The 26,486-nt window shown below is 62.7% G+C and carries 25 protein-coding genes; 6 read left to right on the top strand and 19 right to left on the bottom strand.

All coding sequences use genetic code 11. The features are described from left to right. Positions 1-50: 50 nt before the first annotated feature. The 5 genes from GOW72_RS16330 to GOW72_RS16310 form a co-directional block, all read right to left on the bottom strand. On the bottom strand, positions 51-1,118 hold the full coding sequence (locus tag GOW72_RS16330) for a Hint domain-containing protein (RefSeq protein WP_170367573.1): 1,068 nt from the start codon (positions 1,116-1,118) through the stop codon (positions 51-53). Positions 1,119-1,230: 112 nt separating this feature from the next. Next, a complete protein-coding gene (locus tag GOW72_RS16325; protein ID WP_170367572.1) occupies positions 1,231-2,601 on the bottom strand; it encodes a glutamate--cysteine ligase in 1,371 nt (456 codons plus the stop codon). A gap of 77 nt (positions 2,602-2,678) precedes the next feature. Next, the gene (locus GOW72_RS16320; protein WP_170343048.1) at positions 2,679-3,206 is read right to left on the bottom strand and encodes a hypothetical protein; all 528 of its coding nucleotides are present in this window, start codon (positions 3,204-3,206) and stop codon (positions 2,679-2,681) included. Then, positions 3,203-4,051, bottom strand: a complete 849-nt coding sequence (locus GOW72_RS16315) for a GNAT family N-acetyltransferase (protein WP_170367571.1) — start codon at positions 4,049-4,051, stop codon at positions 3,203-3,205. The genes GOW72_RS16320 and GOW72_RS16315 overlap by 4 nt, the downstream gene beginning before the upstream one ends. Further along, a complete protein-coding gene (locus GOW72_RS16310; protein WP_170367570.1) occupies positions 4,051-4,776 on the bottom strand; it encodes a 16S rRNA (uracil(1498)-N(3))-methyltransferase in 726 nt (241 codons plus the stop codon). The genes GOW72_RS16315 and GOW72_RS16310 overlap by 1 nt, the downstream gene beginning before the upstream one ends. Before the next feature lie 12 nt (positions 4,777-4,788). Between GOW72_RS16310 and ubiA the strand changes: the two genes are divergently transcribed. The 3 genes from ubiA to GOW72_RS16295 all read left to right on the top strand — a co-directional run bounded on the left by ubiA (position 4,789) and on the right by GOW72_RS16295 (position 8,058). Beyond that, positions 4,789-5,751, top strand: coding sequence for a 4-hydroxybenzoate octaprenyltransferase (ubiA, locus tag GOW72_RS16305; protein WP_170359989.1), 963 nt, complete (start codon positions 4,789-4,791; stop codon positions 5,749-5,751). A gap of 65 nt (positions 5,752-5,816) precedes the next feature. Then, positions 5,817-7,736, top strand: a complete 1,920-nt coding sequence (locus GOW72_RS16300; protein WP_170367569.1) for an OmpA family protein — start codon at positions 5,817-5,819, stop codon at positions 7,734-7,736. Position 7,737: 1 nt separating this feature from the next. After that, positions 7,738-8,058, top strand: coding sequence for a hypothetical protein (locus tag GOW72_RS16295; protein WP_093963571.1), 321 nt, complete (start codon positions 7,738-7,740; stop codon positions 8,056-8,058). 4 nt (positions 8,059-8,062) lie between these two features. Here the strand turns inward: GOW72_RS16295 and GOW72_RS16290 are convergent, their stop codons facing one another. The 3 genes from GOW72_RS16290 to pgsA are packed head-to-tail and all read right to left on the bottom strand — an operon-like array spanning position 8,063 to position 9,428. Further along, complete coding sequence (locus GOW72_RS16290; RefSeq protein WP_170367568.1) at positions 8,063-8,506, bottom strand: molybdenum cofactor biosynthesis protein MoaE; 444 nt, start codon at positions 8,504-8,506, stop codon at positions 8,063-8,065. Positions 8,507-8,510: 4 nt separating this feature from the next. Continuing rightward, a complete protein-coding gene (moaD, locus tag GOW72_RS16285) occupies positions 8,511-8,756 on the bottom strand; it encodes a molybdopterin converting factor subunit 1 (RefSeq protein WP_170367567.1) in 246 nt (81 codons plus the stop codon). A 3-nt stretch (positions 8,757-8,759) separates the two neighbouring features. Continuing rightward, positions 8,760-9,428, bottom strand: coding sequence for a CDP-diacylglycerol--glycerol-3-phosphate 3-phosphatidyltransferase (pgsA, locus tag GOW72_RS16280; protein ID WP_170342342.1), 669 nt, complete (start codon positions 9,426-9,428; stop codon positions 8,760-8,762). Between the two features lie 191 nt (positions 9,429-9,619). On the opposite strand from pgsA, the gene GOW72_RS16275 reads away from it, so the two are divergent. Continuing rightward, positions 9,620-10,519 (top strand): EamA family transporter, encoded by a 900-nt coding sequence (locus GOW72_RS16275; protein ID WP_170367566.1) that lies wholly within the window; start codon positions 9,620-9,622, stop codon positions 10,517-10,519. Here the strand turns inward: GOW72_RS16275 and uvrC are convergent. The 8 genes from uvrC to GOW72_RS16235 all read right to left on the bottom strand — a co-directional run bounded on the left by uvrC (position 10,504) and on the right by GOW72_RS16235 (position 19,154). Continuing rightward, entirely contained in the window at positions 10,504-12,378 is a 1,875-nt protein-coding gene (uvrC, locus tag GOW72_RS16270) for an excinuclease ABC subunit UvrC (protein ID WP_170367565.1), read from the bottom strand. The genes GOW72_RS16275 and uvrC overlap by 16 nt on opposite strands. Positions 12,379-12,668: 290 nt before the next feature. Next, a complete protein-coding gene (locus GOW72_RS16265) occupies positions 12,669-13,448 on the bottom strand; it encodes an SDR family oxidoreductase (protein WP_170367564.1) in 780 nt (259 codons plus the stop codon). A gap of 22 nt (positions 13,449-13,470) precedes the next feature. Beyond that, positions 13,471-14,421: a calcium/sodium antiporter gene (locus GOW72_RS16260; protein ID WP_170342350.1), complete on the bottom strand. Its 951-nt coding sequence runs from the start codon at positions 14,419-14,421 to the stop codon at positions 13,471-13,473. Between the two features lie 168 nt (positions 14,422-14,589). After that, positions 14,590-15,387 carry a S49 family peptidase gene (locus GOW72_RS16255; RefSeq protein WP_170367563.1) on the bottom strand — a complete coding sequence of 266 codons (798 nt, stop codon included), beginning with the start codon at positions 15,385-15,387 and terminating at the stop codon, positions 14,590-14,592. A 104-nt stretch (positions 15,388-15,491) separates the two neighbouring features. After that, complete coding sequence (locus GOW72_RS16250; RefSeq protein WP_093963579.1) at positions 15,492-16,253, bottom strand: ABC transporter permease; 762 nt, start codon at positions 16,251-16,253, stop codon at positions 15,492-15,494. Next, complete coding sequence (locus GOW72_RS16245) at positions 16,250-17,179, bottom strand: ABC transporter ATP-binding protein (RefSeq protein WP_170343068.1); 930 nt, start codon at positions 17,177-17,179, stop codon at positions 16,250-16,252. The genes GOW72_RS16250 and GOW72_RS16245 overlap by 4 nt, the downstream gene beginning before the upstream one ends. A gap of 91 nt (positions 17,180-17,270) precedes the next feature. Beyond that, entirely contained in the window at positions 17,271-17,795 is a 525-nt protein-coding gene (locus tag GOW72_RS16240) for an SRPBCC family protein (protein WP_170367562.1), read from the bottom strand. Between the two features lie 84 nt (positions 17,796-17,879). Next, positions 17,880-19,154 (bottom strand): TAXI family TRAP transporter solute-binding subunit, encoded by a 1,275-nt coding sequence (locus GOW72_RS16235; RefSeq protein ID WP_170367561.1) that lies wholly within the window; start codon positions 19,152-19,154, stop codon positions 17,880-17,882. 185 nt (positions 19,155-19,339) lie between these two features. Between GOW72_RS16235 and GOW72_RS16230 the strand changes: the two genes are divergently transcribed. Beyond that, positions 19,340-20,434 (top strand): CaiB/BaiF CoA transferase family protein, encoded by a 1,095-nt coding sequence (locus tag GOW72_RS16230; RefSeq protein ID WP_170367778.1) that lies wholly within the window; start codon positions 19,340-19,342, stop codon positions 20,432-20,434. 54 nt (positions 20,435-20,488) lie between these two features. On the opposite strand, the gene hemE is transcribed toward GOW72_RS16230, so the two are convergent. Then, complete coding sequence (gene hemE / locus GOW72_RS16225; protein WP_170367560.1) at positions 20,489-21,523, bottom strand: uroporphyrinogen decarboxylase; 1,035 nt, start codon at positions 21,521-21,523, stop codon at positions 20,489-20,491. Positions 21,524-21,629: 106 nt separating this feature from the next. On the opposite strand from hemE, the gene hemC reads away from it, so the two are divergent. Further along, positions 21,630-22,592: a hydroxymethylbilane synthase gene (gene hemC, locus GOW72_RS16220; protein WP_170367559.1), complete on the top strand. Its 963-nt coding sequence runs from the start codon at positions 21,630-21,632 to the stop codon at positions 22,590-22,592. A 231-nt stretch (positions 22,593-22,823) separates the two neighbouring features. Here hemC and GOW72_RS16215 read toward each other — a convergent pair whose 3' ends face one another. Both GOW72_RS16215 and GOW72_RS16210 read right to left on the bottom strand, forming a co-directional pair. Then, on the bottom strand, positions 22,824-25,058 hold the full coding sequence (locus GOW72_RS16215) for a CHASE2 domain-containing protein (protein ID WP_342355394.1): 2,235 nt from the start codon (positions 25,056-25,058) through the stop codon (positions 22,824-22,826). 38 nt (positions 25,059-25,096) lie between these two features. Continuing rightward, complete coding sequence (locus tag GOW72_RS16210) at positions 25,097-25,882, bottom strand: FecR family protein (protein ID WP_342355393.1); 786 nt, start codon at positions 25,880-25,882, stop codon at positions 25,097-25,099. Positions 25,883-26,486: the final 604 nt, after the last annotated feature.

Here is a 26,486-nt window from a genome sequence, read left to right as displayed (position 1 = left end):
TGTCCTGCTATCACAGCAGCGCGCGAAAGCAAGAGGGCCGGGCCGCGCGATCAGGTCGCGCGCAGAACCGCTGCCTGTCGATCACACCGGACCGGGCGGATCGTGGGGCCATAGCCCTGCGGATGGGTCTGCAGTTCGGGGAACAGCGCAAACAGTTCGCGCGCGGCCTCCTGCTCCAGCCCCGAGAGCGCCTCCTGCCCCGGAAAGAAGCTCTCGGACACAAGACCTGAAGTGGTGACCAGCTGGTGCTGGTCGAAGAACAGGTGGACATAGCGGACAATGTCACAGGGCTGCACGGTGACGGTATCGCCGTAGACCAGCGATTTGGCGGGGACCAGAACCTCATCCTCGCCGAACAGAAGCTGGGCTTGCCAGCCTCCGACCAGAATGCGGTGCTGGGGCGAGACCAGAATGTCTGTCTTGGCGCCCAGAACACCCGCGCGGATGCGCACCGGCGCGAAACGACCCACGCCGCGCACCGTGCGGCCGCCGATCCAGCGCACCCGGCAGGGGCCGTCATCGACGGTCAGGACCGTATCGCCGGGCTGCAGCGTCTCGATCCGGCGCGGCCCCTCGGGGGTATCCACCAGGGTTCCGGCCGTGAAACAGGCGGCCCCGGTATCCCCGGGCGACAAGGGGCCATAGGTCAGCGTGTCAGGATCGGGTTGATTGAACTGCAGGGTCGTCGTCGTCTGGTTCGGCCCGACCAGCACCGGCAGGTTGACCGAGGTTTCCCCGGCCGCCAACCCATCGACCGCGACGATGTTCTGCGTGCCGCCACCGATGTCGTAGAAATCTATTACCTCACCCGTGGCGGTGTTGGTCAGCGCATAGGCTTCGTAATTGGTTGGGCCGCCACCATCCGGATCGGTCAGGAAGATCGGAAAATCATCGGCCGAGATGACATAGACGATCTCGTTGTTGTCGGGGTCGACGGTGACCTGAACGGAGGGATCGTTGAGTGGGATCTCGATCCCAACCTGCCCGTTCGCCTGATAGAAGGACACGGTGAAATCCGCCGGATCTTCGCCGGGGCGAAGGGACACCTCCAAGAATTCGGACACGCCCGAATTCGCGGCATAGGCATTGGAATAATGCAACTCACTGATACGCCCCATGAAAGCACCACGACCGGAAAACCTGACCCGAATGTATCGCGCAAACGCCGCCGCCGAACAAGGCGCGATCCGGGAATGTGGCTAACAGGCCCCTAATTGCAACAGGTCGCGGTCAGTAGCTGTATTCGGGGTAGATCCGCGTCAGATCGCCCTGCCAGTCGCCGTGGTAATGCTCCAGCAGCTCGTCGGCCGGCACCTTGCCGGACTGGATGCTTTCCTTAAGCGCGTTCACGAAATGGGTCTCGTCCGGGACCAGCCCGCCTGCACCCGGCCGCGCCCGCGCCTTCAGGCCGGACTCGGCGATGGCCACCACCTCGCGCGCCAGATCGTGCATGTTGATACCGCCGACCTGCGCCTGCAGCCCGTCCCGGGCCGCGGCGACGCGCAACCCCTCGCGGGTTTCGGCGTCCCAGCCCTTGACCAGATCCCATGCGGCATCCAGCGCGGACTGGTCATAGGTCAGCCCTACCCAGAAGGCGGGCAGCGCGCACAGACGGCGCCACGGGCCGCCGTCGGCCCCGCGCATTTCCATGAACTTCTTGATCCGCGCCTCGGGGAAGGCGGTGGTCAGGTGATCGGCCCAATCCGAAAGCGTCGGCGTCTCGCCCGGCAGCGCGGGCAGCTTGCCCTGCAGGAAATCGCGGAATGACATGCCCAGCGCGTCGATATACTTTCCGTCGCGATAGACGAAATACATCGGCACATCCAAAGCGTACTCGACATAGCGCTCGAACCCGAAGCCGTCCTCGAACACGAAGGGCAGCATGCCGGTGCGCGCGTCATCCAGATGCCGCCAGATGTAGCTGCGCCAGCTTTTGTGGCCGTTGGGCTTGCCCTCGAAGAAGGGCGAGTTGGCAAACAGCGCGGTCGCCACCGGCTGCAGGGCCAGCGCCACGCGCAGCTTCTGCACCATGTCCGCCTCGGACCCGAAATCGATGTTGACCTGAACCGTGCAGGTCCGGCGCATCATGGCGCGGCCCATGTCGCCGACCTTTTCCATGTAGTCATTCATCAGGACATACCGGCCCTTGGGCATCAGCGGCATGTCCTCGTGCTTCCAGATCGGTGCGGCGCCCAGCCCGATGAAGCCTACGCCGATCTTATCGGCGATGTCCTTCACGTCGCGCAGATGCGCGTTCACCTCGTCGCAGGTCTCGTGGATGGTCTCCAGCGGAGCGCCTGACAGCTCCAGCTGCCCGCCCGGTTCCAACGAGACGTTGGCCCCGTCCTTTTCCAGCCCGATCAGCTTGCACGCCTCTTCCACGGGGGTCCAGCCATGCCCGTCGCGCAGCCCCTGCAGTACCGCCAGGATCGAGCGTTCGCCTTCGTAGGGCAGCGGCTTCAGCGTGTCCTTGCAATAGCCGAATTTCTCGTGCTCGGTCCCGATGCGCCATTCGCTTTTGGGTTTGCAGCCATCGGCCAGGTATTCGGCCAGTTGTTCGTGGCGTTCGATCGGCCCGCCGCCGGACTGAGGAATGGACATGAACCGTGCTCCGATCCTGAAGTGTCGAGTCGTGGGGGTCAGTGGTGGTCGCAATCTCCCCCGGTGTCAATGCACCGTCAATTCAACCGGATGTGTGCCGGGCGCGAGGGGTGGCGTTCCCAGATGACCACCGGATGCGACGCCCCGCCCTTGAGTTCCGACAGCATCCGCTCGGTCCGCAGCCCCGGCAGGGCCGAGAACACATCGAACAACGCCTCGGCGCCCTCGGCATTCACGGGAATGTGAAGCGGCGGCTGGCCGGGCTGCTGCAGCACCCAATGCGCGGGGCTGGCGGTAGGGTCCAGAGTCAGGCTCTCGATTTCGCGAGTGGCGACGATGCCACCGTCCAGCGGCCCCAGATAGGCGATCTGTCCTTCATCCACCGACACCACGCCCGGCCCGCCCGCGCCCAGCCGGAACCGCGCGCGCTGTACGCCGATCACGGCCAGCGCGACCGAGACCAGCACAAGCACCCAGCCCAGCCAGCCCAGCAACCCGCCCGGACCGCCGATCCAGCTGAGGCCAAGGATCAGAACGAACCCGGCGGCCAGCACCTCGCGCCAGCGCCACAGGGCCAGTTTGGCTTCGGGTCGGATGAAACTCATGACGCGGCCTCCATCTGATCGCTGAACAGGACCAGTGAAAAGGTCCCGGCAGGGGCAAACCCAATCGCAACATAAGCACGCACGGCGGCGTTTGAAGCCGCGAACAGAACGGCCCTGCGCACTCCGGCGGCCCGCGCTTCGGCCAGATGCAGGGCGACGGCGGTGCGGGCATAGCCTCGCCCGCGCAGCGCGGGCGGCGTAAACACGCCGCCGATCTGGACGATCTCGGGCAACGTGGCATTGAAGCCCGTCATGCTGACGGGGTGGCCGTCGACCATCAACAGCCGGTGCGAGTCGCGCTGAATATATCCGTCGATGTCTTTCTGCGCAGCCTTGCGGGCCATGCCCGGGTCGGTGCCCAAAGATTCCAAGTGATAGGCCTCGCGCCAGCGGATCAGCAGGCTGCGGTCGCCGTCAGACAGAGGCACCAGCCTTGCGTTTTCCGTTGGTGGAACGATCAGGTCGCGCAAGTCCAGCGCAAAAGAGGGCTCATCCCGGTCCAGACGGGCGGCGCGGTCCTGCCATCCGGCCTGTCGCAGAAACCGGCGGGCTTGCGTTGCCTCGCCCGCCAACCCAATGACCGTGCGGCCCCGGATCAGGTCCGCTGCCTCGGCCAGGCCGGCCTCGGGCAGATCCGGGCATTGCGGCAGGATCATGCCTTCGTTGGTGATGCCGAACACGCCGCGCAGCGGGTCGCCCAGCATCCACATGCTCATCGCGCGCGGTGCAGGTGCGTTCAGGCCGAACTCTCGCAGGTTGGCCAGCGCGAACATCGAGCTTTGCACATGATCCAGAAGAAACCGCTCGATCGCCGGAACATCCTGTTGCTGCGCCGGCCGCCACATCAGGACCAGTCCCCCAGCGTCTGCTGCCACAGGGTCATCGCGGCCACCGCCGCCGTATCGGCCCGCAGGATGCGCGGCCCCAGGCTGACCACATGCGTGAACGGCAGATTCTTCAGCCGCTGGCGCTCGGTATCGGAGAACCCGCCCTCGGGGCCGATCAGGATGGCCCACGGCAGGCCCTTGTCCTGCGCGGCCAGGCGCAGGGCCGATCCGGCCTCGGCCTCGTCGCAGAACATCAGCTGGCGGTCGTCGGGCCAGTTGTCCAACAGCTTGTCCAGCCGCTGCAGGTCGCAGACCTCGGGCACGAAGGTGCCGCCGCATTGCTCGGCCGCCTCGACCGCATGGGCCTGCAGCCGGTCCTGGCGGATGCGTTCGGAATTGGTGAAGGCAGTCTGCACCGGCATGATCTTCGCGGCCCCCATCTCGGCCGCCTTTTCGACGATGAAATCGGTGCGCGCCTTCTTGATCGGGGCAAACAGCAGCCAAAGGTCCGGCGGCAGTTGCAGTGGCCGGGTCTGTTCAAGACAGCTCAGAGTACCGCCCCGCTTGCCCGCCTCGGCCACCTGCGCCAGCCACTCGCCATCACGGCCGTTGAACAGGGCCACCTGCCCGCCCACGGCCAGACGCATCACGCCGAACAGGTAATGGGCCTGCTCGCGCGTCAAAGGAACCGATTGCCCCGCACCCAGAGGGTGATCTACATACAGCCTGATCTTCGCACTCATGAGACCCTACATATGCAAGGCAATGCCCCAACACCAGACGGTCAGGTCGCCGACGCCGTTACCGGCAACTGGGTCGATACCCGCGCCCCGGCCTTTGCCCGCCCCTATCTGCGGCTGTCGCGCGCGGACCGGCCGATCGGGACGTGGCTGCTGCTGATTCCGTGCTGGTGGGGCTTGGCGCTGGCGATCCTGCATGACGGTCAGCCGCGGTGGGGCGATCTGTGGATTGCCGTGGGGTGCGCGGCCGGGGCCTTTCTTATGCGTGGCGCGGGGTGCACCTGGAACGACATCACCGACCGCAAGTTCGACGCGCAGGTCGCCCGTACGCGCTCGCGGCCCATCCCCTCGGGTCAGGTCAGCGTGCGGCAGGCGGTGATCTGGATGGGCCTACAGTGCCTTCTGGCGCTGGCGATCCTGCTGACCTTCAACCAGGCGGCCATCGCGATGGGCGTCCTGTCGCTGCTGCCGGTGACGATCTATCCCTATGCCAAGCGCTTCACCTGGTGGCCGCAGGTGTTTCTGGGGCTGGCCTTCAACTGGGGCGCCCTGCTGGCCTGGGCGGCGCATCGCGGCACGGTCGAATGGCCTGCGATCCTGCTGTACCTGTCCGGCATCGCCTGGACGCTGTTCTACGACACTATCTATGCCCACCAGGACGCCGAGGATGACGAGCTGATCGGCATCAAGTCCACCGCGCGTCTGTTCGGGACCGACACCGCGAAATGGCTGAAGTATTTCCTTGTGGCGACCGTGGCGCTGATGGGGCTGGCCATCGTCGAGGCCGCGCTGCCCAATTCCAGCGTGCTGGCACTGGTCGTGGCCATCGGTGGACCTTGGGCAATGGGGTGGCACATGGCGTGGCAACTGCGCGGGCTGGACATCGAAGACAACGCGAAACTGCTGCAGCTGTTTCGCGCCAACCGGGATACCGGCCTTATTCCGCTCATCTTCCTTTGCGTCGCATTGCTCCTCTGATTGCACCTCGGTACCGGTGCCTGTAAGAGTCCCGCCCAATGGCCCGAGGAGATAAGAAACCGCTCATGCGCTTGCCGTATTTCCTGACATCAGCCCTGATCTTTGTCGTGTCGGCGGGGGTCTGTCTGCTGGCCGCCGGATTCGCGGTGACCAAGATCGAAGAAACCTCGGAAACTGCCGTTCGAAATGCACTGAGCATGCAGGGCCACGAGTGGGCCGAAGTGCAGGCGGATGGGCTGCGCGTTGTGCTGACCGGTACTGCCCCGGACGAGGCCACCCGATTCAACGCGCTGACCGCGGCCGGTACACAGGTCGACACCTCTCGGGTGATCGACGAGATGGACATTGCCCCGACGGCTGACCTGACTCCGCCCAAATTCTCGGCAGAAATTCTCCGGAACGACAGCGGCATTTCCGTGATCGGGTTGGTTCCGGCCAGCGTGGATCGCAACGCACTGATGGCCCGGCTGCAGAAGCTGGACCCCCAGGCGCGGGTGTCGGACCTGCTGGAAACCGCAGACTACAAGAAACCCAAAGGCTGGGACGACGCGATATCCTACGCCATCCTTGCCCTGTCCAAGCTGCCGCGAGCCAAGGTTTCCGCCAGTCCCGACCTGGTTAAGATCACTGCCATCGCTGACAGCCAGCAGGAAAAAGAACGGCTGGAACAAGAGCTGACACGCGCCGCGCCGCCCAGCTTGCGCATCGGTCTGGCGATTTCGGCACCGCGCCCGGTGATCACTCCGTTCACATTGCGCTATCTGATTTCGGAAGATGGCGGACAGTTCGACGCCTGTTCGGCACAGGATGAAAAGGCGCGCGACACCATTGTTGCCGCCGCGCAGGATGCCGGGCTGTCAGGGCCCTATACCTGCACGATCGGCCTGGGTGTGCCATCGCCCCGATGGGCGCAGGCCGCTGAACTGAGTATCCGGGCTCTGTCCGAGATCGGGCAAGGTTCCGTCACGATGTCGGATGCCGACATCACGCTGATTGCTGAACCGAACACCAGCCCGGCCACCTTCGACAAGGTCGTGGGCGAGTTGGAAAACGCCCTGCCCGAAGTGTTTGCCCTGCACGCGGTTCTGCCTGAACCCGAAAACAACGAACAGGCCGGACCTGTGGAATTCACCGCCACCCGCAGCCCGGAAGGTCTGGTACAACTGCGCGGCCGTCTGGGCGACGATTTGCAGCGTGACATGATCGACAGCTACGCCCGGGCTGCCTTCGGATCCGATCAGGTTCACAGTGCCGCCCGCGTAGTCGACCAGATGCCGCAGGACTGGCCCGTACGCGTTCTGGCGGGGCTGGAATCCCTGTCCTGGCTGAACAACGGCGTGCTGACCGTAACGCCCGACAAGGTCGAGTTGACAGGCGTCAGCCATGATGAAGACGCCAAGGCACAGATCGCGGGCCTGCTGTCCGACAAGCTGGGCGATGCGCAGGACTTTGACCTGTCGATCACCTATCAGCCCCCGCCCGAACGCGAAGACGCGCTGCCAGACCCCGAGCAGTGCGAAAGTCGCATCGCCGAGGTTCAGGAAACCCGCAAAATCACGTTCGAGCCCGGATCGGCTACGGTTTCATCAGAGTCCCGCGACAGTCTGAACCAGATTGCCGAGATCCTGCGCGAATGTGGACCGATCCGGATTGAAATCCAGGGTCATACCGACAGCCAGGGCCGTGAAGAGATGAACCAGCAACTGAGCCAGTCACGCGCCCAGTCCATCCTGAACGAATTGCGCGCCCGTCGGGTGCCGACCAAAAGCTACTCGGCCGCAGGATATGGTGAGACGCAGCCGATTGCAGACAATGACACCGAAGACGGGCGCGAGAAAAACCGGCGCATCGAATTCCGGCTGATCCGGCCCGAGCCGGTCGCCAATCAGGAAACCGGTCTGGAAGCATTGGAGACCCAGACAAGCGCAACCGAACCTGCGCCAACAGAAGAAGAAGCATCCGAAACGGATGCAGGGGACCAGTAAGTTGAACAGAACCGAATTCATCATCGCCACCGCCGTCATCCTGTTCGCCGCCTTCTGCATGGGCTGGTTCGCCAACTGGCTGGTGCACCGCCTGTCGCGCGTGCGCCAATCCGACGTGGCCGATCTGGACCGCATGAGCCAGGAGCTGCACGAGGCCGAGGAAACCCGTGATCAGGCGATCACCTATCTCCAGCAGCGCGAGGCCGAGCTGACCAACCAGCTGACCCAAACCGAGGCCGAGCTGGCCGCGGCTATGGACGGGCTGCGCGCCGCCCGTCAGGAAGCCGAGGAATTGCGCGGCCGGATCAACAACGCCGACTGAGCGCCTACCAGCGCGACAGCGCGTCCTCGTCCTCGTCCTTGGCGGCAACCCACTCCGCGCCCAAACCTGTGATTTCCTTCTTCCAGAACGGGGCGCGGGATTTCAGGTAATCCATCAGGTATTCAGCGGCCTCGAACGCATCTTTGCGGTGCGGGGCTGCCGTTGCGACCATCATGATCCGGTCACCTGGGGCCAGCCGCCCATGGCGATGGATCACCAGCACGTCACCCAGCGACCACCGGCTCTTGGCTTCCTCGGCGATCTTGGCGATGGCGCGTTCGGTCATGCCGGGATAATACTCGATCTCCATGTAGGCCAGATCGGTCTGCGCCAGATCGCGCACGACGCCGGTAAAGGTGACGATAGCGCCATTGGCCGTGTCACCTGCGGCAAAGGCATTGGCCTCGGCCCCCAGATCGAACGGCTCTTGCTGGACGGAGATCCGCATTGCCTTATCCGCCGGTCATGGGCGGGAAAAAGGCCACTTCGCGGACGCCGGCCAGCGGCGCGTCGAAATCCGACAGCTCCTGATCCAGCGCGACCCGCAGGGCCGACAGGTCGGCAAAGGCCGCGGCATAGCGGTCTTCGCGGGCGCTGAGTTCGGTCACCAGATCGGAGACCGTAGCTGCGGTGGTTTCGACCTTCTCCTTCGGCACGCCGATCCGCTCGCGGACCCAGGCGAAATACAGAACATCCATGCGTCAGCCCTCCTTCAGATGGGGCATGGCTTTACGTAGGTAGTCGTAGCCGGTGATCAATGTCAGCGTCGCCGCGATCCACAGCAGCCACAACCCGATGCGGCCCGACCAGAACATGCCATCCAGCTTCCATTGCAGGCCCGAGATGTCCTCGACCTGGCCCGACAGGATCTGGTCGATCAGCGCGGCATCCATGCCGAAGGTGGACATGACGAAATAGTGCTCGAATATGCCCTGCGAAAACAGCACGGCGATCGCCACCATCTGCGCGGTCGTCTTCCACTTGGCCAGCTTGGTGACCTTGAGCGTTCCGGCCACGTCGCCCAGATACTCGCGCAGGCCCGAGACGAAGACCTCGCGGAACAGGATCACGGTGGCGGGCAGCACCAGCCAAGGCGTCCAGTGCTCGGTCGAATAGCCGACAAGGATCATCAGCGCGATCACCACCATCGCCTTGTCGGCGATCGGGTCCAGCATCGCACCCATCTTGGTTTCCTGCTTCCACGCGCGCGCCAGATAGCCGTCGAACCAATCGGTTATGGCCGCCGACAGGAACAGGATCAGCGCGAACCAATCGGCATAAGGCCGCGTGAAATACAGAAACATCACCGCCAGGCCGGGTGCGGCCAGAAGGCGCAGCAAAGTCAGAATATTCGGCAGGTTCCACTTCATGCGCTGGACCCTACAACCATGACCGGGAACAGAAAAGACGGCACGACAAAAAACTGCCAAGAACACAGGTGTTTGGACCACGATAGGTCAGACCGTCGCAGGCGGAGGATCGATGACCGTTTCCCCCTTGGCGCGGCGCGAAGAACGGGTCAGGTTGCGCGGGTATCAGCACACCAGGAAAGATCCGCCCCGTGACCTCACATATCAGAACCGATGCGCGCGCCAACCTGATCGGCAGCGCCTGGATGATCGCGGCCATGGCCGGGTTCGCCCTGGAGGACGCGCTGTTGAAAAGTGCGGCCAAAGCGCTTCCCATCTGGCAGGTTCTGGTGCTGTTCGGGCTGGGCGGCGCGTTGGTTTTCGCCGGAGCCGCGTTGCTTCAGGGGCGGCGGTTGCTGCACCCCGATGTCCTGTCCAAGCCGATGAAGATCCGAGTACTGTTCGAAGTCTTCGGTCGCCTGTTCTACGTGTTGGCCATCGCCCTGACGCCGCTGTCCTCGGCCACGGTGATCCTGCAGGCCACGCCGCTGGTCGTGGTGGCGGGTGCCGCGCTGTTCTTCGGGGAGACCGTCGGCTGGCGCCGCTGGAGTGCCATTCTGGTCGGACTGATCGGAGTGGTGATCATCATCCAGCCAACCGGAGACAGTTTCTCGGCCCTGTCCATTCTTGCGGTGCTGGGGATGCTGGGCTTTGCCGGCCGCGATCTGGCCAGCCGCGCGGCCCCGGCCACGCTGGGCACCACCGTTCTTGGGTTTTATGGCTTTCTGTCAATTGTCGTCGCCGGCGGTCTGTATTGGGCGTTCGAAGGCGCCGCCGCGGTGCCGGTGGACGCCCGAGCCGCCCTGCACCTGACTGGAGCCGTGGTGATGGGCGCGGTGGCCTATTCTTCGCTGATGCTGGCCATGCGGACGGGTGAAGTGTCGGCCGTAACTCCGTTTCGCTATACCCGCCTTCTGTTCGGCATCGGGCTGGGCGTACTGATATTCGACGAGCATCTGGACCAGACCATGTGGCTGGGCAGCGCGCTGATCGTGGCCTCGGGGCTTTACATCCTGTGGCGCGGGCGCCGGCGGCCTCAGCCCTTTTCGTGAAAGAAATCATAGACCTTCTGCGCCAGACCGGCCGAGATCCCGTCCACCGCCTTCAGATCCGCCAGATTGGCGCGGCTGACCGCCTTTGCGCTGCCGAAATGTGCCAGCAAGGCGCGTTTGCGGGCCGCGCCCACGCCGGGGATTTCATCCAGAGGCGTCGCTCCCATCGCCTTGGCCCGTTTGGCGCGGTGGGTACCGATGGCAAAACGGTGCGCCTCGTCCCGTAGCCGCTGAATGAAATACAGAACCGGGTCGTTGCGTTTCAGGGCAAAGGGGCGTTGGCCGATGCGGTGGAACTCTTCCTTGCCGTGGTCCCGATCGACGCCCTTGGCGACACCGACCATCGGGATGTCCTCGACCCCGTGCGCCTGCATGATCTCGTGCACGGCGCTCACCTGCCCCGCGCCCCCGTCGATCAGCAACAGGTCGGGCCACAGGCCCTTGTCGCGGTCCGGGTCCTCTTTCAGCAGGCGGGTGAAGCGGCGGCTCAGCACCTCTTTCATCATGCCGAAATCGTCGCCCGGCGTCAGGTCGTCTCCGCGGATGTTGAACTTGCGATAGGCATTCTTCATGAACCCCTCGGGCCCGGCCACGATCATCGCGCCCACCGCGTTGGTGCCCTGGATATGCGAGTTGTCATAGACCTCGATCCGGTTCGGCGGCGCGTCCAGATCAAAGGCCTCGGCCAGGCCGCGCAGCAGCTTGGCCTGCGTCGCGCTTTCCGACATGCGGCGCGCCAGCGCCTCGCGCGCGTTGCGCAGCGCGCCCGAGACCAGCTCGAGCTTTTCGCCCCGCTGCGGCACCAATATCTCGACCTTGCGACCGGCCTTTTCCGACAGGGCCTGCTGCATCAGGTCTGCGTTCTCGATCCCGTCCGACAGGATCAGTTGGCGCGGCGGTTCCTTGTTGTCGTAGAACTGGCCCAGAAAGGCCTCCATCACCTCGGCCGCCGACACGTCAGGCCCGACCCGCGGATAGAAATCGCGGTTGCCCCAGTTCTGGTTGGCGCGGATGAAGAACACCTGAACGCAGGCCTGCCCGCTGTCCATATAAAGGCCGATCACATCCGCCTCGGCCACACCGCGCGGGTTGATGCCCTGCGCCGTCTGCACCTGCGTGAGCGCGCGTATCCGGTCGCGCAGGGCGGCGGCGCGCTCGAACTCCATCGCGTCCGAGGCCTCCTGCATCTGCGCGGCCAGTTCCTCCTGGATCCGGGTCGAGCGTCCGGACAGAAACCGCTCGGCGTCACACACGCTTTCGGCATAGTCGGCCTGCGAAATCATGTCCACGCACGGCCCCGAGCAGCGCTTGATCTGGTAGAGCAGGCAGGGCCGGGTGCGACTGTCGAACATCGAATCCGAACAGTTGCGCAGCAGAAACGCCTTCTGCAATTGGTTCAGCGTGCGGTTCACCGCGCCCGCGCTGGCGAAGGGGCCGAAATAGGCGCCCTTTTCCTTCTTGGCCCCACGATGCTTCTTGATCTGCGGAAACGGGTGATCCTTGGCCACCAGAATGTTGGGAAAGCTTTTGTCGTCGCGCAGCAGCACGTTGTACTTGGGCTTGAGCTGCTTGATCAGGTTCTGTTCCAGCAGCAGCGCCTCGGTCTCGGTCCGAGTGGTCAGGAACATCATCGACGCGGTCGAGGCGATCATCCGCTCGATCCGGCCGGAATGGCCGGGGCGGGTATAGTTCGACACCCGCGCCCGCAGGTTGCGCGCCTTGCCGACATACAGAACCCGGCTGTCCGCATCCAGCATCCGATAGACACCCGGCGAACTGTCCAGCGTCTTCACGTATTTCTGGATGCAGGCATAGCCGGTCGGCTGAGGCTGGGATTGAGGGGCGCTGTCGGCGGTCATGAGAGAGAGATACGATTCTCTGACCGTGGCTGCAATCTTGCGCGCCTCAGATCAAGAGAAAACAAATCCACGATTCTTGTGGATAACTGTGCGGACAACTTTCCCTGCGCCGTGATTTTTCCTTGAATCCTTGTGTTTTCACTGCGTTGCACAATAAATAGGCACAATTTCAACACATTGATTATAAAAGATATTTTTATTCTCGTTTTACAAGTGTATGAAAAAAAAGACATTTTTGTAACGAACCTGTAACAGGATCGAGAGCGGTGCAAAACTTGCAGCGGCAATACCTATTCAAGGCCCACTACATCAGGCGTTTGCCAGCCCAGATGCTGGCCGCCATCAACGCACAAAAGCTGGCCCGTGACCGCATGCGCGTCCAGAAAATACCCAAGAGCCGCGTTGATATCCGAGGGGTTTGCACCGCGTTCCAAGACCGTGTTTTCGCGTTGGGTCTTGAAGTGCTGGGGACTTTGCCGATGTCCCTGCAGGGTTGGACCCGGCCCAATGGCATTGACGCGAATGGCCGGCGTCAGTGCCTGGGCCGCCGTCCGGGTCAATGCCCATAGCCCCATCTTGGCGATGGTGTAGGACATGAATTCAGGCGTCAGTTTGCGCACCCGCATGTCGACCATATTCACGATCAAGCCGGTCGCGACGGGTTCGTCATTCTCATCCATCTCGGGTTCCAGACCCTGGCCCGCCATGGCCTGCGTCAACACGAAGGGCGCGCGCAGGTTGCTGTCCATGTGGCGATCCCAGCTTTGCCGGGTGGCAGTGCGGATGTTGTCGTATTCGAAGATCGACGCATTGTTGACCAGACAGGTAATCGGACCGCCCAGCGCCTCGGCCGCGCGCGGCAAAAGGGTCTGCACCTGATCCTCGTCCAGCAGATCGGCCTGCAGCGCCACGGCATTGCGGCCCATCGACTGGATCTCGGACACGGTCTCGGCGGCGGCTGCACCCGAGGTTGCGTGGTGCACGGCAACGTCCATGCCACGTTTCGCCAGGTACAACGCCATGGCCCGCCCCAGTCGAATGCCGGCGCCGGTCACCAGTGCTCGGGTCATGTAGGGGCTCCTTTCAGTCAGATCAGGCCAACAGGATCACGACATATGTGACGTACAGCAGCGTCAGGATGAACCCCCAGACCCGGGTGATGTCTTGCTTGAAGAAGACGAACGGGATCAGCAGCAGGGATGAGCCCAGCATGACCCAAAGATCGAATTGCAGGAATTCGGGGTCCACGGGGATGCGCCCGAACAGCGTGGCGATACCGACAATGCCCAGAAGGTTGAACATGTTCGAACCGATGACGTTGCCCAGAGCAACATCGGCCTGCCGGCGCAACGCGGCCATGACGGTGGTCGCAAGTTCGGGAAGAGAGGTTCCGACCGCGACCAGCGTCAGCCCGATCACCGTTTCACTGACCCCGTAGGTCCGCGCAATGATGGTCGCGTTGTCGACCAGAAGATGTGCGCCCATCGGCAGACCAATCAGCCCCAGCACCAGATACAGCGACACCTTCCAGTACGGCATGTCCGGGTCGGCCTCTTCCAGCGTTTCCAGGTCCTGCTCTTCCGAGCAGGAATTGCGATGCGCGTGCGCTTCTCGGAAGGCGTTGAGCAGGATCAGAGCCAATCCCGCCAGCAGGATTGCCCCGCTGAACAGGTTGAATTCTCCGCAAAAGGCCAAACCGATGAACAGAACCGAGGCCAGCAACATGAAGATGTAGTTTCTGCGCGTGTTGCATTCGCTGCTGTGGATCGTTGCCAACAAGGCCGGCAAACCCAAGACCAGCAGAATGTTGGCCGTGTTCGAACCGACGACATTACCCAGCGCGATACCGGGCGCATTTTCCTCGATGGCCTTGATGGCGATCAGAAGCTCAGGCGCTGAGGTACCGAAGGCCACGATCGTAAGGCTGACGATCAAGGCGGGAACACCCAGGCGCAAGCTGAGATTCACCGCACCCCGCACCAGCGCGTCACCGGCCAACAGCAGGATCAACAAGCCAAGACCGGAAAGCAGCCAGGCCGTCATCGACGCCCTCCTTGCTCACATGTGCAGGGGCCCTTGCCGATCCGGAACCGACCGCAGCGCGGACATTTCGCGGAAATCAATCGCTGTTGACCGGGAAAGCGCAGCTTTCCGAACATCGCCAGGACCCCCATGGCAACCAGAAACAGAATGACGACCTTGACGATCACGTCACATACCAAAGCGCGCGTAGGCCGCGCGCTCCTCGAGCAGGGAAATAGCGTCCTGCGCCATGTCCGTTCCGAACCGCGACCAGATCGGTCGGCGCAACCCGTAGCGCCGGAATTTGACCTTGTCGCCATACACTTCCTGCATCCTTGGCTTCAGATGCGCGATGCCGTCGATCAACCCAAGTTCATGCGCACGCCGCGCCAGCCAGATTTCACCGGTAAACAGATCGGCGGCCTCGTCCAAGCGACTGCCGCGCCGAGCTTTCACATAGGCAATGAAATTCTGGTGGATGTCCTCCAAAAGCCCCTTGAGACGCGCGACATCCTCTTCTTTCTCCGGAGAGAACGGGTCCAGCATCGATTTGGATTTCCCGGCGGTGTGCACGCGCCGCTCGATCCCCTGACGGGCCAGAAAAACATGGGCTCCGAACCCCGAGGAGATGACCCCGATCGACCCCAGAACCGAGCTGTCATCCGCCCAGATCTCGTCCGCCGAAGCCGCAAGCCAATAACCACCCGAGGCCGCCACATCCTCGACAAAGGCATGGACTGGCACCTTGAACTCGTCGGCCAACCGTCGGATCCGCGCACCGATCAGCGAGCTTTGCACCGGCGATCCGCCCGGCGAATTGATCTCGAGCGCGACGGCGGCAGGTTTTCCCTTGCGGAAGGCTTTTTCCAGAACCGGTGCCAAAGAGGCATCGTTCAGCGAGGCTCGGCCAGCCATTCCAATGGCTCCGGACAGGCGAACGACAGCCACGGTTGGCTGCTTGTTGAGAAACGGCAGGCTGAGTTTCATGGGTGCCGATGTAGAGTGCGCCCGCCCCTTAAACAAGGGACCCCACCTGCCATGAACGTGACGTGAACCAAAATCCTGTTCAGCCACGGCAAAAATGCAACGCCCTAGCTGCGGATGCGCCACCCGGTTTTGAAGATCCAACCGATGACCGCCAGACAGAAGCCGGTAAAGGCCAGGATCGCCAGAAGGCTAAGCAGAATGGGCACGTCCGAAAGCCCGTAAAACGACCAGCGAAAGCCCGAGATCAAATAGACCACCGGGTTGAACAACGAGATCGTCTGCCACACCGGCGGCAGCATCGAAATCGAGTAGAACGTGCCGCCCAGAAAGATCAGAGGCGTCACAACCAGCTGCGGTACCAACGACATCTGTTCGAAATTGCTGGCCCAGATCCCGATGATGAAGCCCAGCAGGGAAAAGCTGAGGCAGGACAGGATCAGAAAGGCGGCCATCGCGAAGGGGTGCTCGATGCGGATGTCCACGAAGAACGTGGCGGTGGTCAGGATCACCAATCCCACGAACAACGCCTTGGTCGCGGCGGCGCCCACATAGCCGATCACGATCTCGATGAAATTCACCGGAGCCGAGAGCAGTTCGTAGATCGTGCCCAGGAACTTGGGGAAATAGATGCCAAAGGACGCGTTCGAGATCGACAGCATCACCACCGACAGCATGATCAGCCCCGGCACGATGAAGGCGCCGTAGGAGACGCCCTCGACCTCCTGGATGCGACTGCCGATGGCAGTGCCAAACACCACGAAGTACAGCGAGGTCGACAGAACCGGTGACAGAAAGCTCTGCGCGAGGGTGCGGAAGAACCGGGCCATTTCGAACCGGTAGATGGCGGCGATGGCGGACCAGTTCATGCGGCATCTCCGGACACGAGGTTGACGAAAATCTCTTCCAGGCTCGATTGCCGGGTCTGAACGTCACGCAACACCAGCCCCGCCTCTGCCACGTCATTCAGCAAAGTGGTGATGCCAGTGCGATCGGCATTGGTGTCGTAGGTATAGATCAGCGCATCGCCCTGCCCGTTCAGCACCAGATTGTGGTGGGCCAGACTGCCGGGAATGTCCGAGATCGTGCGGGTCAGCATGACCTCGATCTGCTTCTTGCCCATCTGCGCCATCAAGGTGTTTTTGTCCTGCACCAGCATCAGTTCGCCCTTGTCGATCACACCGATCCGGTCGGCGATGGCTTCGGCCTCTTCGATGTAGTGGGTGGTCAGAATAATGGTGACACCGGCAGCCTTCAACTCGTCGACGATGGCCCACATATCCTTGCGCAGTTCGACATCCACGCCGGCGGTGGGTTCATCCAGAAACAGCACCCGCGGCTCGTGCGCCAGAGCCTTGGCGATCAGAACCCGCCGCTTCATGCCGCCCGACAGTTCCTTGATCGCGTTCTTGCGCTTGTCCCACAACGACAGCTTGCGCAGGATCTCTTCGATCCGCGCACTGTCCTGCCCATAGCCGAACAGACCGCGTGAAAACCGCACGGTGTTCCAGACCTTCTCGAACGGCTCCAGCGCAATTTCCTGCGGCACGAGGCCAATCATGCGCCGGGCGGCACGAAAGTCCGTGAGGATGTCGTGCCCCCCTACTGTGACGGTCCCAGACGTGGGTGTGGTAATCCCGCAAACCGTCGAGATCAGGGTGGTCTTTCCCGCCCCGTTCGGGCCGAGCAGGGCCAGGATCTCGCCCTCTTCGATGTCCAGCGATACGCCTTTCAGCGCTTCGAACCCGCCGGCATAGGTTTTGCGCAGATCCTTGATCGAAAGAATTGTCGTCATGCGTTTTCCCAGTTCTGGCCGGGACAGTATCGCGCCAAAGGATTGCCGAACAGACCAAATCCGCACAGTCCTCTGCGCACAAACGCAGGTTTCACTCGCGCCCGGTCAGGCGACCCAGCCAGCCTTTCTTTTCCCCTTCGGAGGTGTCTTTGCCGCCCTCTTCCGGCGCTGCAGGGCCTTCGAAATGCTGCTGAAGGTTCGAGAAGAACTGGTCAGCCATCTTTTTGGCAAAGCCGTCGATCAAACGGCTGCCTAGCTGCGCCAGCTTTCCGCCAACCTTGGCATCCACGTCATAGGCCAGAACCGTTCCACCGCTGTCACTGGCGCTGAACGTGACACTGGCGCTGCCCTTTGCAAAACCCGCCGCCCCGCCTTTGCCCTCACCGGCGATGGTCAGGCTTTGACCCTCAACCATGTCGGGCATCGTGACGGTGCCTTTGAACGTGGCCTTTACCGGCCCGACCTTCTGCACCACGGTCGCCTCGTAACCGTCCGTCGGATTGCCCGAAACCTCTTGCGCACCGGGCACGCAGGCTTTCAGCACCTCGGGGTCCAGCAGGGCCGCATAGACATCGGACGGCGCCGCCTGAATTTCACGCGTGTCACTCATTTGCATGGGACCACCCCCCTTTCTTAAATGTCTGATATTCGACCAAAGACCTATCCACGAACTGCCGTTGCGGCAACCGTGTTCCACACATTACCCGCCGCCCCCGGAATCCTGAGCCCGCATGTCGGAAATCCGTTTCTGCACCAGTTCCAGATGCAGACGGGCATCATACTGCCCTTGCCTGTAGGCCGCTGGCAGCCGTAGGTCCGCCAGCTTTTCGTCCAGCACCTGCAATTGGCCTTGCATCCGCACGAGGTCTTCCGCGGAAGGGTTGTCGGCCAGGTCCTGTTCGATCAGACGAATTTCCGGGTAGTGCTGCCAGACACGCCATCGTTGGAAATAGGCGTAGATGCGCGGCAACAACCGGACCAGCGGAAGGACGATGAAAAAGAACGGCAGGAACAGAAGGAAAACCCGATTGACCTGCGCCGCCACCCAATAAGGCAACCAATCATGCCAGGTGGATGGCCCTTCAAGTATCAGCTGCCGTGCGGTGTTGTTGAGGGGCAATGCGGTCCCTTCGATCCCCGGAAAGGCCCCGGGGTCATTAATGATGCCCTGAGCCTCGTGCAGGGCGATCGCCGCCATCGTCAGTCGATTGACCAACGCCGGATGCAGTCCCGGCCGCACGACCAGCCGCGCCTCGAGAGCGATCAGATCTACCGGGCGCGGCGGCAGAACCGGGTTCAGCGACATGCCTCCGGTCGGTACGGTCACCACGGTGGCATAGGACAAACGACGCGAAATCGCCTCGACATGTTCAAGGTTCAGCACCTTCAGTCCCGGCACCTCGTACGCGGCCAGCAGGTAGGGGGCTTCGATCGGGGCGACAAAGACGGCGATGTCCAACGTTCCGTCCAACAAGGCGTCGGCCGCCTGGTCATAGGGCAGTGCAACATGCACGTTATCCTCTTGGGCCAGCCCGACCGCGCGCTCGAAGTCGCGGAATGCGTCCGCGGTGCCGGACCCGGGCGCACCGCTGTTGATGCTCAACCCACGCCACAGCGCGGGATTGGGCGGAATCCACGCATCCTCGCGCGCCATGAAAATCATCGGCTCGAAAAACACCGTCCCGATGGCCTGCGCCCGATCCGGGTCAACTTCGATGCCGCCCTGCAAGAAGGCCACATCCACAGCCCCGTCTTCCAGGAGACGCGCATTTTCGACCGACCCTGCGGTTTCGACGATCTCGAGCCGAATGTCATCCTCGGCAAGGATATCGGAATAGTCCTGCGCCACTTCGATATAGGCACCACCCGCCGGTCCGGCTGCCATGCGCAGGTCGCCGGGTGGGTGCAGCAGAAGGATGATTGCCGCCAGAACCGCCAAGACCATGGCGGCACTGATCGTGATCCAAAGACGCATCCTACCCCTCGCTGATCCACCCCGGACAGCACGCTACGCCGCTGGCCCCAAGCTGGCAAGTATTCCGATGTGTTTGTTGATTTTTCCCGTTCCGGATCAGACCGATGCCAGACGCCGCGTCGCTGCCGGTCGGTCTTGCATTCCTGCTGGGCCCCGGCCAGCATCGCCGCGAGGGAGTGCTGCTCATGCTGAACGGAATCCGTGTTGTCGAAATCGAGGGTCTTGGCCCCGGCCCGTTCGCCGCCATGATGCTGGCGGATCTGGGGGCCGATGTCGTGACCATCCACCGCAAGGGGGGCGCCGTCACACCCGGCATGCCGGACCGATCCGTGCTGGACCGGGGCAAGCGCTCGATCGCGCTTGACCTCAAGGACCCCGGCGACCTCGAAACCGCCCGGCGCCTGATCGCAACTGCCGATGCGTTGATCGAAGGCTTCCGCCCCGGCGTGATGGAGAAGCTGGGCCTGGGGCCCGAAGCCTGCCACGCCCTGAACCCGGCGCTGGTCTATGGCCGCATGACCGGCTGGGGCCAGGACAGCCCGCTTTCCGACACCGCAGGACATGATCTGAACTACATCGCGCTGTCGGGGGCACTCTGGTACGGCTCACCACCGGGCGCCGAGCCGATGACCCCGGCCACGCTGGTCGGCGATATCGGCGGGGGCGCGATGTATCTGGTCACCGGCATACTGGCCGGGCTGCTGAACGCGCGCACAACGGGCACAGGCACGGTGGTCGACGCCGCCATCTACGACGGGTCCGCGCATATGATGAACCTGCTGATGAGCCTGCGCCAGACCGGCAACCTGTCCGACACGCGCGGCCAGAGCCTGCTGGACGGCCCGCATTGGAGCCGTACCTACGCCTGCGCGGATGGCGGCTTTGTTTCGGTCCAATGTCTCGAGCCGAAATTCTACGCCCAATTCCTGGAAATCCTGGGCCTGTCCCAAGACTCGGCGTTCCAGCGACAATACAACAGCACGCACTGGCCAGACCTGACCCGGCGCCTGGCGGAAATCTTCGCAACCAAACCGCGCGACCATTGGGCCAAACTGTTCGAAGGCTCAGACGCCTGCGTCGCCCCAGTGCTCTGCCCCGACGAGGCCGCAACCCACCCGATGAACACCGCCCGCCAAACCTGGCGCACGGCAGACGGCACCCTGCAGGCCGCCGCCGCCCCGCGCTTCTCCACCCACCAATGGCAGCCGAAACCCAGCCCGGCCCGCGGCCAACACACGACCGAAATTCTGAACGAACTTCAGGCTCTCAAGAAGACCTGACACACCCTTCATCTGGCCAACGGCCAAGAGGGCGCTGGCCCCCTCCCGCGCCGCCTACCCGCCGCGGACCGTGTCAATCATCAACTGCACATTCTCCGGGTCGGCATCCGGCGTGATCCCGTGACCCAGATTGAAAATATGCGGCCCCTTGGAAAAGGCGCGCAGGATGCGGCGGGTCTCATCCACCAGCGCCTGCCCGCCGGTGACCATGTGCGACGAGGCCAAGTTGCCTTGCACGCAGCCATCCACCTGCACATGTTCGGCCGCCCATTCCGGAGCAACCGAGTTGTCCAGCGCCACGCAATCGAACCCAGTGGCCTTCGCGAAACCGACATAACCCTCGCCCGCTTCACGCGGGAAACCGATGACCGGAATGCCCGGGTGGCGTTCCTTGAGCGCCTGGGTAATGATCCGGCACGGCTCGACCGCGTATTTGGTGAAAGCCTCGCCTTTCAGCGACCCGGCCCAGCTGTCGAAAACCTTGACCACCTCAGCCCCCGCTTCGATCTGAGCCGACAGATATTCGATCGTGGCCGCAGTGATCCGGTCCAGCAACGCCTCGAACAGCGCGGTGTTTTCCTCGCGCAGGGCGTGCGCAGGACCCTGATCAGGGGTGCCACGCCCGGCGATCATATAGGTCGCAACGGTCCACGGAGCGCCGGCAAAGCCGATCAGGGTCGTTTCGGACGGCAGCTCGCGCGACAGGATGCGCACGGTTTCATAGACGGGCGACAAGGTCTCGTGAATCGCATCAACCGGCTTCAACGCATCGAAATCCGGTTGCTGCGTGATCGTCGACAGGCGCGGCCCTTCGCCAGTGACGAACCAAAGGTCGGCGCCCAGCGCCTGCGGCACCAGCAGGATGTCGGCAAACAGGATCGCGGCATCGAACCCATAGCGGCGGATCGGCTGCAGCGTCACCTCGGCCGCCAGATCGGGGGTGTAGCACAGCGACAGGAAATCGCCCGCCTGTTCCCGCGTCGCGCGGTATTCCGGCAGATAGCGTCCGGCCTGTCGCATCATCCAGATCGGCGGCGTGTCCAGTACCTCGCCCGCCAGCGCCCGCAGCAGTTTCTTGTTCTCGGCCATGTCAGCCCCCACTATTCCGGTTTGCGCAACGGGTCCGCCTTCAGCGGCAAAATGTCAAGCGTGGCCCCCATTGTCAGGGCAATGTGACGCGACTAAAGCTGTGCCCATGACTTTGACCCTGCCCACCCCCGCATCGCCGCTGAAGATCGGCACCCGTGGTTCGCCGCTGGCGCTGGCCCAGGCCCATGAAACCCGTCAGCGGCTGTGCGATGCCTTCGATCTGCCGGAACAGGCGTTCGAGATCGTGGTGATCAAGACCACCGGCGACAACCGCGCCATGATCGACGCGGACCGTCCGTTGAAAGAGATCGGCAACAAGGGCCTGTTCACCAAGGAAATCGAAGAGGCGATGCTGGGCGGGGACATCGACATCGCCGTGCACTCGACCAAGGACATGCCCGTCGAACAGCCGCAGGGGCTGGTGCTGGACACGTTCCTGCCGCGCGAGGACGTGCGCGATGCCTTCATCTCGCCCCGCCTCAACTCGATCCATGACCTGCCCGAAGGCGCGGTCGTCGGCACTTCGTCGCTGCGGCGACGGGCCCAATTGCTGCACCGCCGGCCCGATCTGAACGTGGTCGAGTTCCGGGGCAACGTACAGACCCGGCTGAAGAAGCTGGCTGATGGTGTGGCCGAATGCACGTTCCTGGCCATGGCCGGCCTCCGCCGCCTGAACATGCAGGACGTACCTGCCACCGCGATCTCGCCCGACGACATGCTGCCGGCTATCGCGCAGGGTACGATCGGCATCGAACGCCGCGCGGACGACCACCGGGCCGCCGAGATGCTGGAAGCCATTCATCACTCTGAAACGGCCTGTCGCTTGGCGGCCGAGCGCACGTTGCTGGCCGCGCTGGACGGGTCCTGCGAAACTCCGATTGCCGGTCTGGCCGAACTTGCCGATGGGCAGTTGCGCCTACGCGGCGAGGTCCTGCGCCCGGATGGATCGGATGCCATCACCGAAAGCCAGACCGGTTCGACGGAGGACGCAGCGGAAATGGGCCGGGCCGTGGCGGCAGAACTGCTGCACCGTGCCGGGCCCGGATTCTTCGAGTGGAGAAATCTGTAAAAAGTTTCTGCGAATGTGAACTGCTTCACTGTCGCCCCGGTTGAAATCGGGCATCAATGTTTCATCCCGATTGGGAATGTGGATCAGTCTCGAATGTATCGAAGTTTTAGTTCGTGATTTTGTAGATAGTATTCGAGGGGGCGAGACTGAGAACCCTGTCCGATCGAAACGGGCCGTGCCTTTGAAAAAGGCACGGCCCGTTTTGACTCTGCGGCCCGTAACGGGTCCCTGTCATCCGGGAAACCGGTGCACGTTGCCATGATGACTGAACATCGCCTGGCCCGAGCGGATGTCGAACCGGAAATCAGCCGACCGTCCCGGCAAGGCCGCATAGAACGCGCGCAGGCCCGGTTCGACCAAGCCTGCTTGGGCGCTGCAGGCTTCGCTCAAGCGCTGTATTTCGTCGTGAGCCCGCCGTGCACGTATCGCAATGATCAGATCCTGATGCATCTCCTGCAGCTTCCGGAAATCCGCGCTATGGGCCAACACGCTGTCACCGACCAAAGCAAATAACGGCTCCAGTTCGGTCTTGCCTTTCAGATGAACAAGCCCGGCTTCGAGCATCGCGAGATCGGCGCCAGCAGCCTGTGAGACTGAGCTTGAGATCAGGATGTCATATTCGACCTGGCGGCAACTCTGCTCGATTCGAGCGGCGACGTTGACCACATCTCCGATCACCGTGTAGTTGAATCGCCGCCGCGAGCCAATGTTGCCGACGCAGGCCATTCCCGTGGCACATCCTGTCGCCAATGCGATCGGAGGATGCCCGCGCATCGTGTCCGAAGCATTGAACTCGGCCAGAGCTCGCCGCATCTGCAACGCAGCCTGTGCCGCCAGAAGCGGGTGCCGCTCCACCGGAACCGGCGCGTTCCAGAACGCCATGACCGCATCCCCGATGAATTTGTCGATGGTGCCTTTTTCGTGCAGGATCCGGTCTCCGATGACCGAAAACAGTTCATTGAGCAGCGCGACCAGGTCCGTGGCCGACACCCGCTCGGACAACGGTGTAAACCCGCGAATGTCCGAGAACATGACCGTGATTTCCTGCGTTTCACCGCCCAGTTGAAGTTGGTGTCCGGTTGCATCCATCTCGTCCAGGATCTCGGGCGCGACATAGTGCGAGAAGATCCGCCGGATCACCCGCTTTTCCCGCTCGGTCGATATGAACAGATAACCGGACAACAGCCCGAAATTGGCCATCCCGCCGGCAAGCGGGAAGGTTGCATCGAACAGCACGGACTGGTTCTGAAATGCCAACCAACTGACCCCGACAACCACGGCCGCCGCGATGCCGCCGGCCATGAACGAGGCAACGGCCCCGAAACTGGACATGACGACCGTGACGACGACTCCAAGGATGATGAAAGCCAGAAGTTCGAGGGCGGCGGTGACATCCGACCGGGTCAGCATGTCGCCCAGCAGCGCCTGCTCGATGACTTGGGCGTGGATGGAGACGCCGGGAACGGACTCTCCCAACGCAGTCTGATGCATGTCGAACAGACCTGCCGCCGATGTTCCGATCAATACGATCCGGCCTTCGATCTGGCTGCGCAGAACCGGATCATCTGCGGATTGCAGTATGTCATTGGCCGACAGGTAGAGCCCGGGATCATCCGGTCTGTACCTGACCCAGACCTCTCCGTTTTCCGTTGTGGGCAGGACCAGACCCGCCAATTCGACCGACAGCACGATGCCGGCCTCGCCCTGAGCCCCTTCGATGAAGATCACCGGCTCGCCCGTCGCGACCCTCAGAGCCTCCAGCCCAAGTCCGGGAAGAACACCGCTTGGCCCCTGCCACAACACCGGAACCCGGCGCACCACGCCCGTGCCGCCCAATGGTGAAACATTCACACCGCCGATCCCGGTTGCATCCCGGTCCAGCGGTGGCGCCAGCGGAGTCCAGTGGGGCACGGACACCAGCCCGGCGGCCGGGTTTTCGCCGATCTCCACGATCCCGGCCTTCGGGGCAATGTCCTGATCCCCTCCGGTCAATCGCGCCGCCACACCCATCACGACGGGCCAGTTCGAAACCTCGGCCCCGAACAAGATGTCATTGTCCAGCTGGGCGGCTTCCTTTTTGGCGCTGAGAATGTCAGCTAGGGCCGGATCACTCAGCAGCCGCGACGGTGAGTACCGATCGGGCTCGGCGAACAACATGTCAAAAGCGATTGAAGCGGCGCCATAGTCGCCCAAACGCTCGACCATCTGCGTCAACAGGGTCCTGGGCCAGGGCCATTGGCCCCAATTCTCGAGCGACGTTTCGTCGATATCGACGACCCGGACCGGCAAATCGGGATCGAAAGCGCGCGGGGACAACCGCTGCAACACGTCGAAATAGATCAGCCGGGACATGCGGACCGGATAAGGGTCCAGTACCCGCAGCAGACAACCAAACAGGATCAGCCCCAGGCCCACCAGCCGAAATGCACGGCGCCGTCCGGCCTTCTCGTGCTGCCTGACGCTCACGTCAACCTCTGCTCGCCGGCAACGACATGGACAACGCTCTAGCCATCGCCGCCGGACCCAAAGACACCGCCGCCAGCATCCCGCCGATCATCGACAGTTTCGGGCCGGTCGCCCGGCCTGTCGAACTGCCCAACCGGATCCGGTTGTTCGGGCGGGGCAGCGACCGCTGCCTTGACCTGCCTCTGCGGCGGAGCGGACCGGCGCGGTTCGGGCGCGTCCGATTTTGCGCGCGGCGCAGGTTGGGATTCACCCGAGCAACCTTCGACATCCACCTGCAATGGCGGCTTGAGGTCTTTCTGCGACTGAATGAACGGAAAACCACTGACCACGGCCTTGTCATACATCGCCTGATCGACCGGGCGCCCGACCGCACCACGCTGGCTGGTTGCATACAAGCTGCAAATCCGGCCCGTCGATCGGCAAGAGCCGCCGAGGCCACACATCTGAACCGTGCCATGCAGCACGAGCATCGCGCTTTGGTTTCCCGGCGCGATCCACATGTCAAATACCGTGCCCCGCACCGCCATGGTGGCCGTCGGAGTCTTGATGGAGTAGGCGCGTTTCCTGCTTTTGCCCGAGATGAACCGGAAGCTTCCACCCAGCGCCTCGACAGCAAAGCTCTTGGCCTTGCGGTTGCCGCGCAACATCTTCACGTCCAGAACCATTCGCGCATTGGGACCAACCGCGATCTTCGTGTCATCCACAAAGACAAGCTGAACCACGCCATTCGCATCCGTGACGATCGAGTCGCCGGACAACACCTCCATGCCATTACGCAGGGGCAGCGTTTTGCCGCCACGGGTCACGTCCGCCCCCTGTTTCACGCTGATTACGGTTCCGATATTTGCCCAACTGAGGGCAGGAACGCAAAGAACGAAAAAACCAACCAGAACAATCTTCAACCAAGCCAAAATGCCAGCCCTTCCCCCAAAGGTTACTGTAGAGCGCGGATGCGCTCACTGCCCGGCCAGCCTCTGAAACTGTTTTTTTGGATCAATCAAAATGACTAAAATCTTAGCAAATATGCATCCATTGGCATGTGATTGGCAAGTTTTCTGTTCTTATGCCTGTTCAGCGGAGAAGCTGAGCCGCCGAGTTTAGTCAAAAGAAACGGCCGTTTCTGCAACTCAAACCACCTGACACTGGTGATCCAGCAAAGCGCGTTCCAACGCCAAAGGCAGGCAACCTCTCCAATTGGTTCAGCCGTTTGCGGCACCCATCATTTTGCAGATGCAGTTCCCTACCGCACCTGGCTCGCCCAAATTTTTGTGTCCGATTACGTACTCTGGCCGCGCGTACATTCTAAGGCCAACCGACGTTGGGACAGCGAAACCAAATCGAAGCAGAACGCGAATCCACGCATGGTTCTTGAAAACCCAACAGCAAGACATAGTGACCACGCCTTTGCCCAAGCGGGTGCAGACCCAA

Source organism: Ruegeria arenilitoris, from assembly GCF_013032855.1.
Classification (GTDB): domain Bacteria; phylum Pseudomonadota; class Alphaproteobacteria; order Rhodobacterales; family Rhodobacteraceae; genus Ruegeria; species Ruegeria arenilitoris.
Note: the sequence above shows the minus strand (reverse complement) of the source record. Positions and strands in the feature narration are given on the sequence as shown.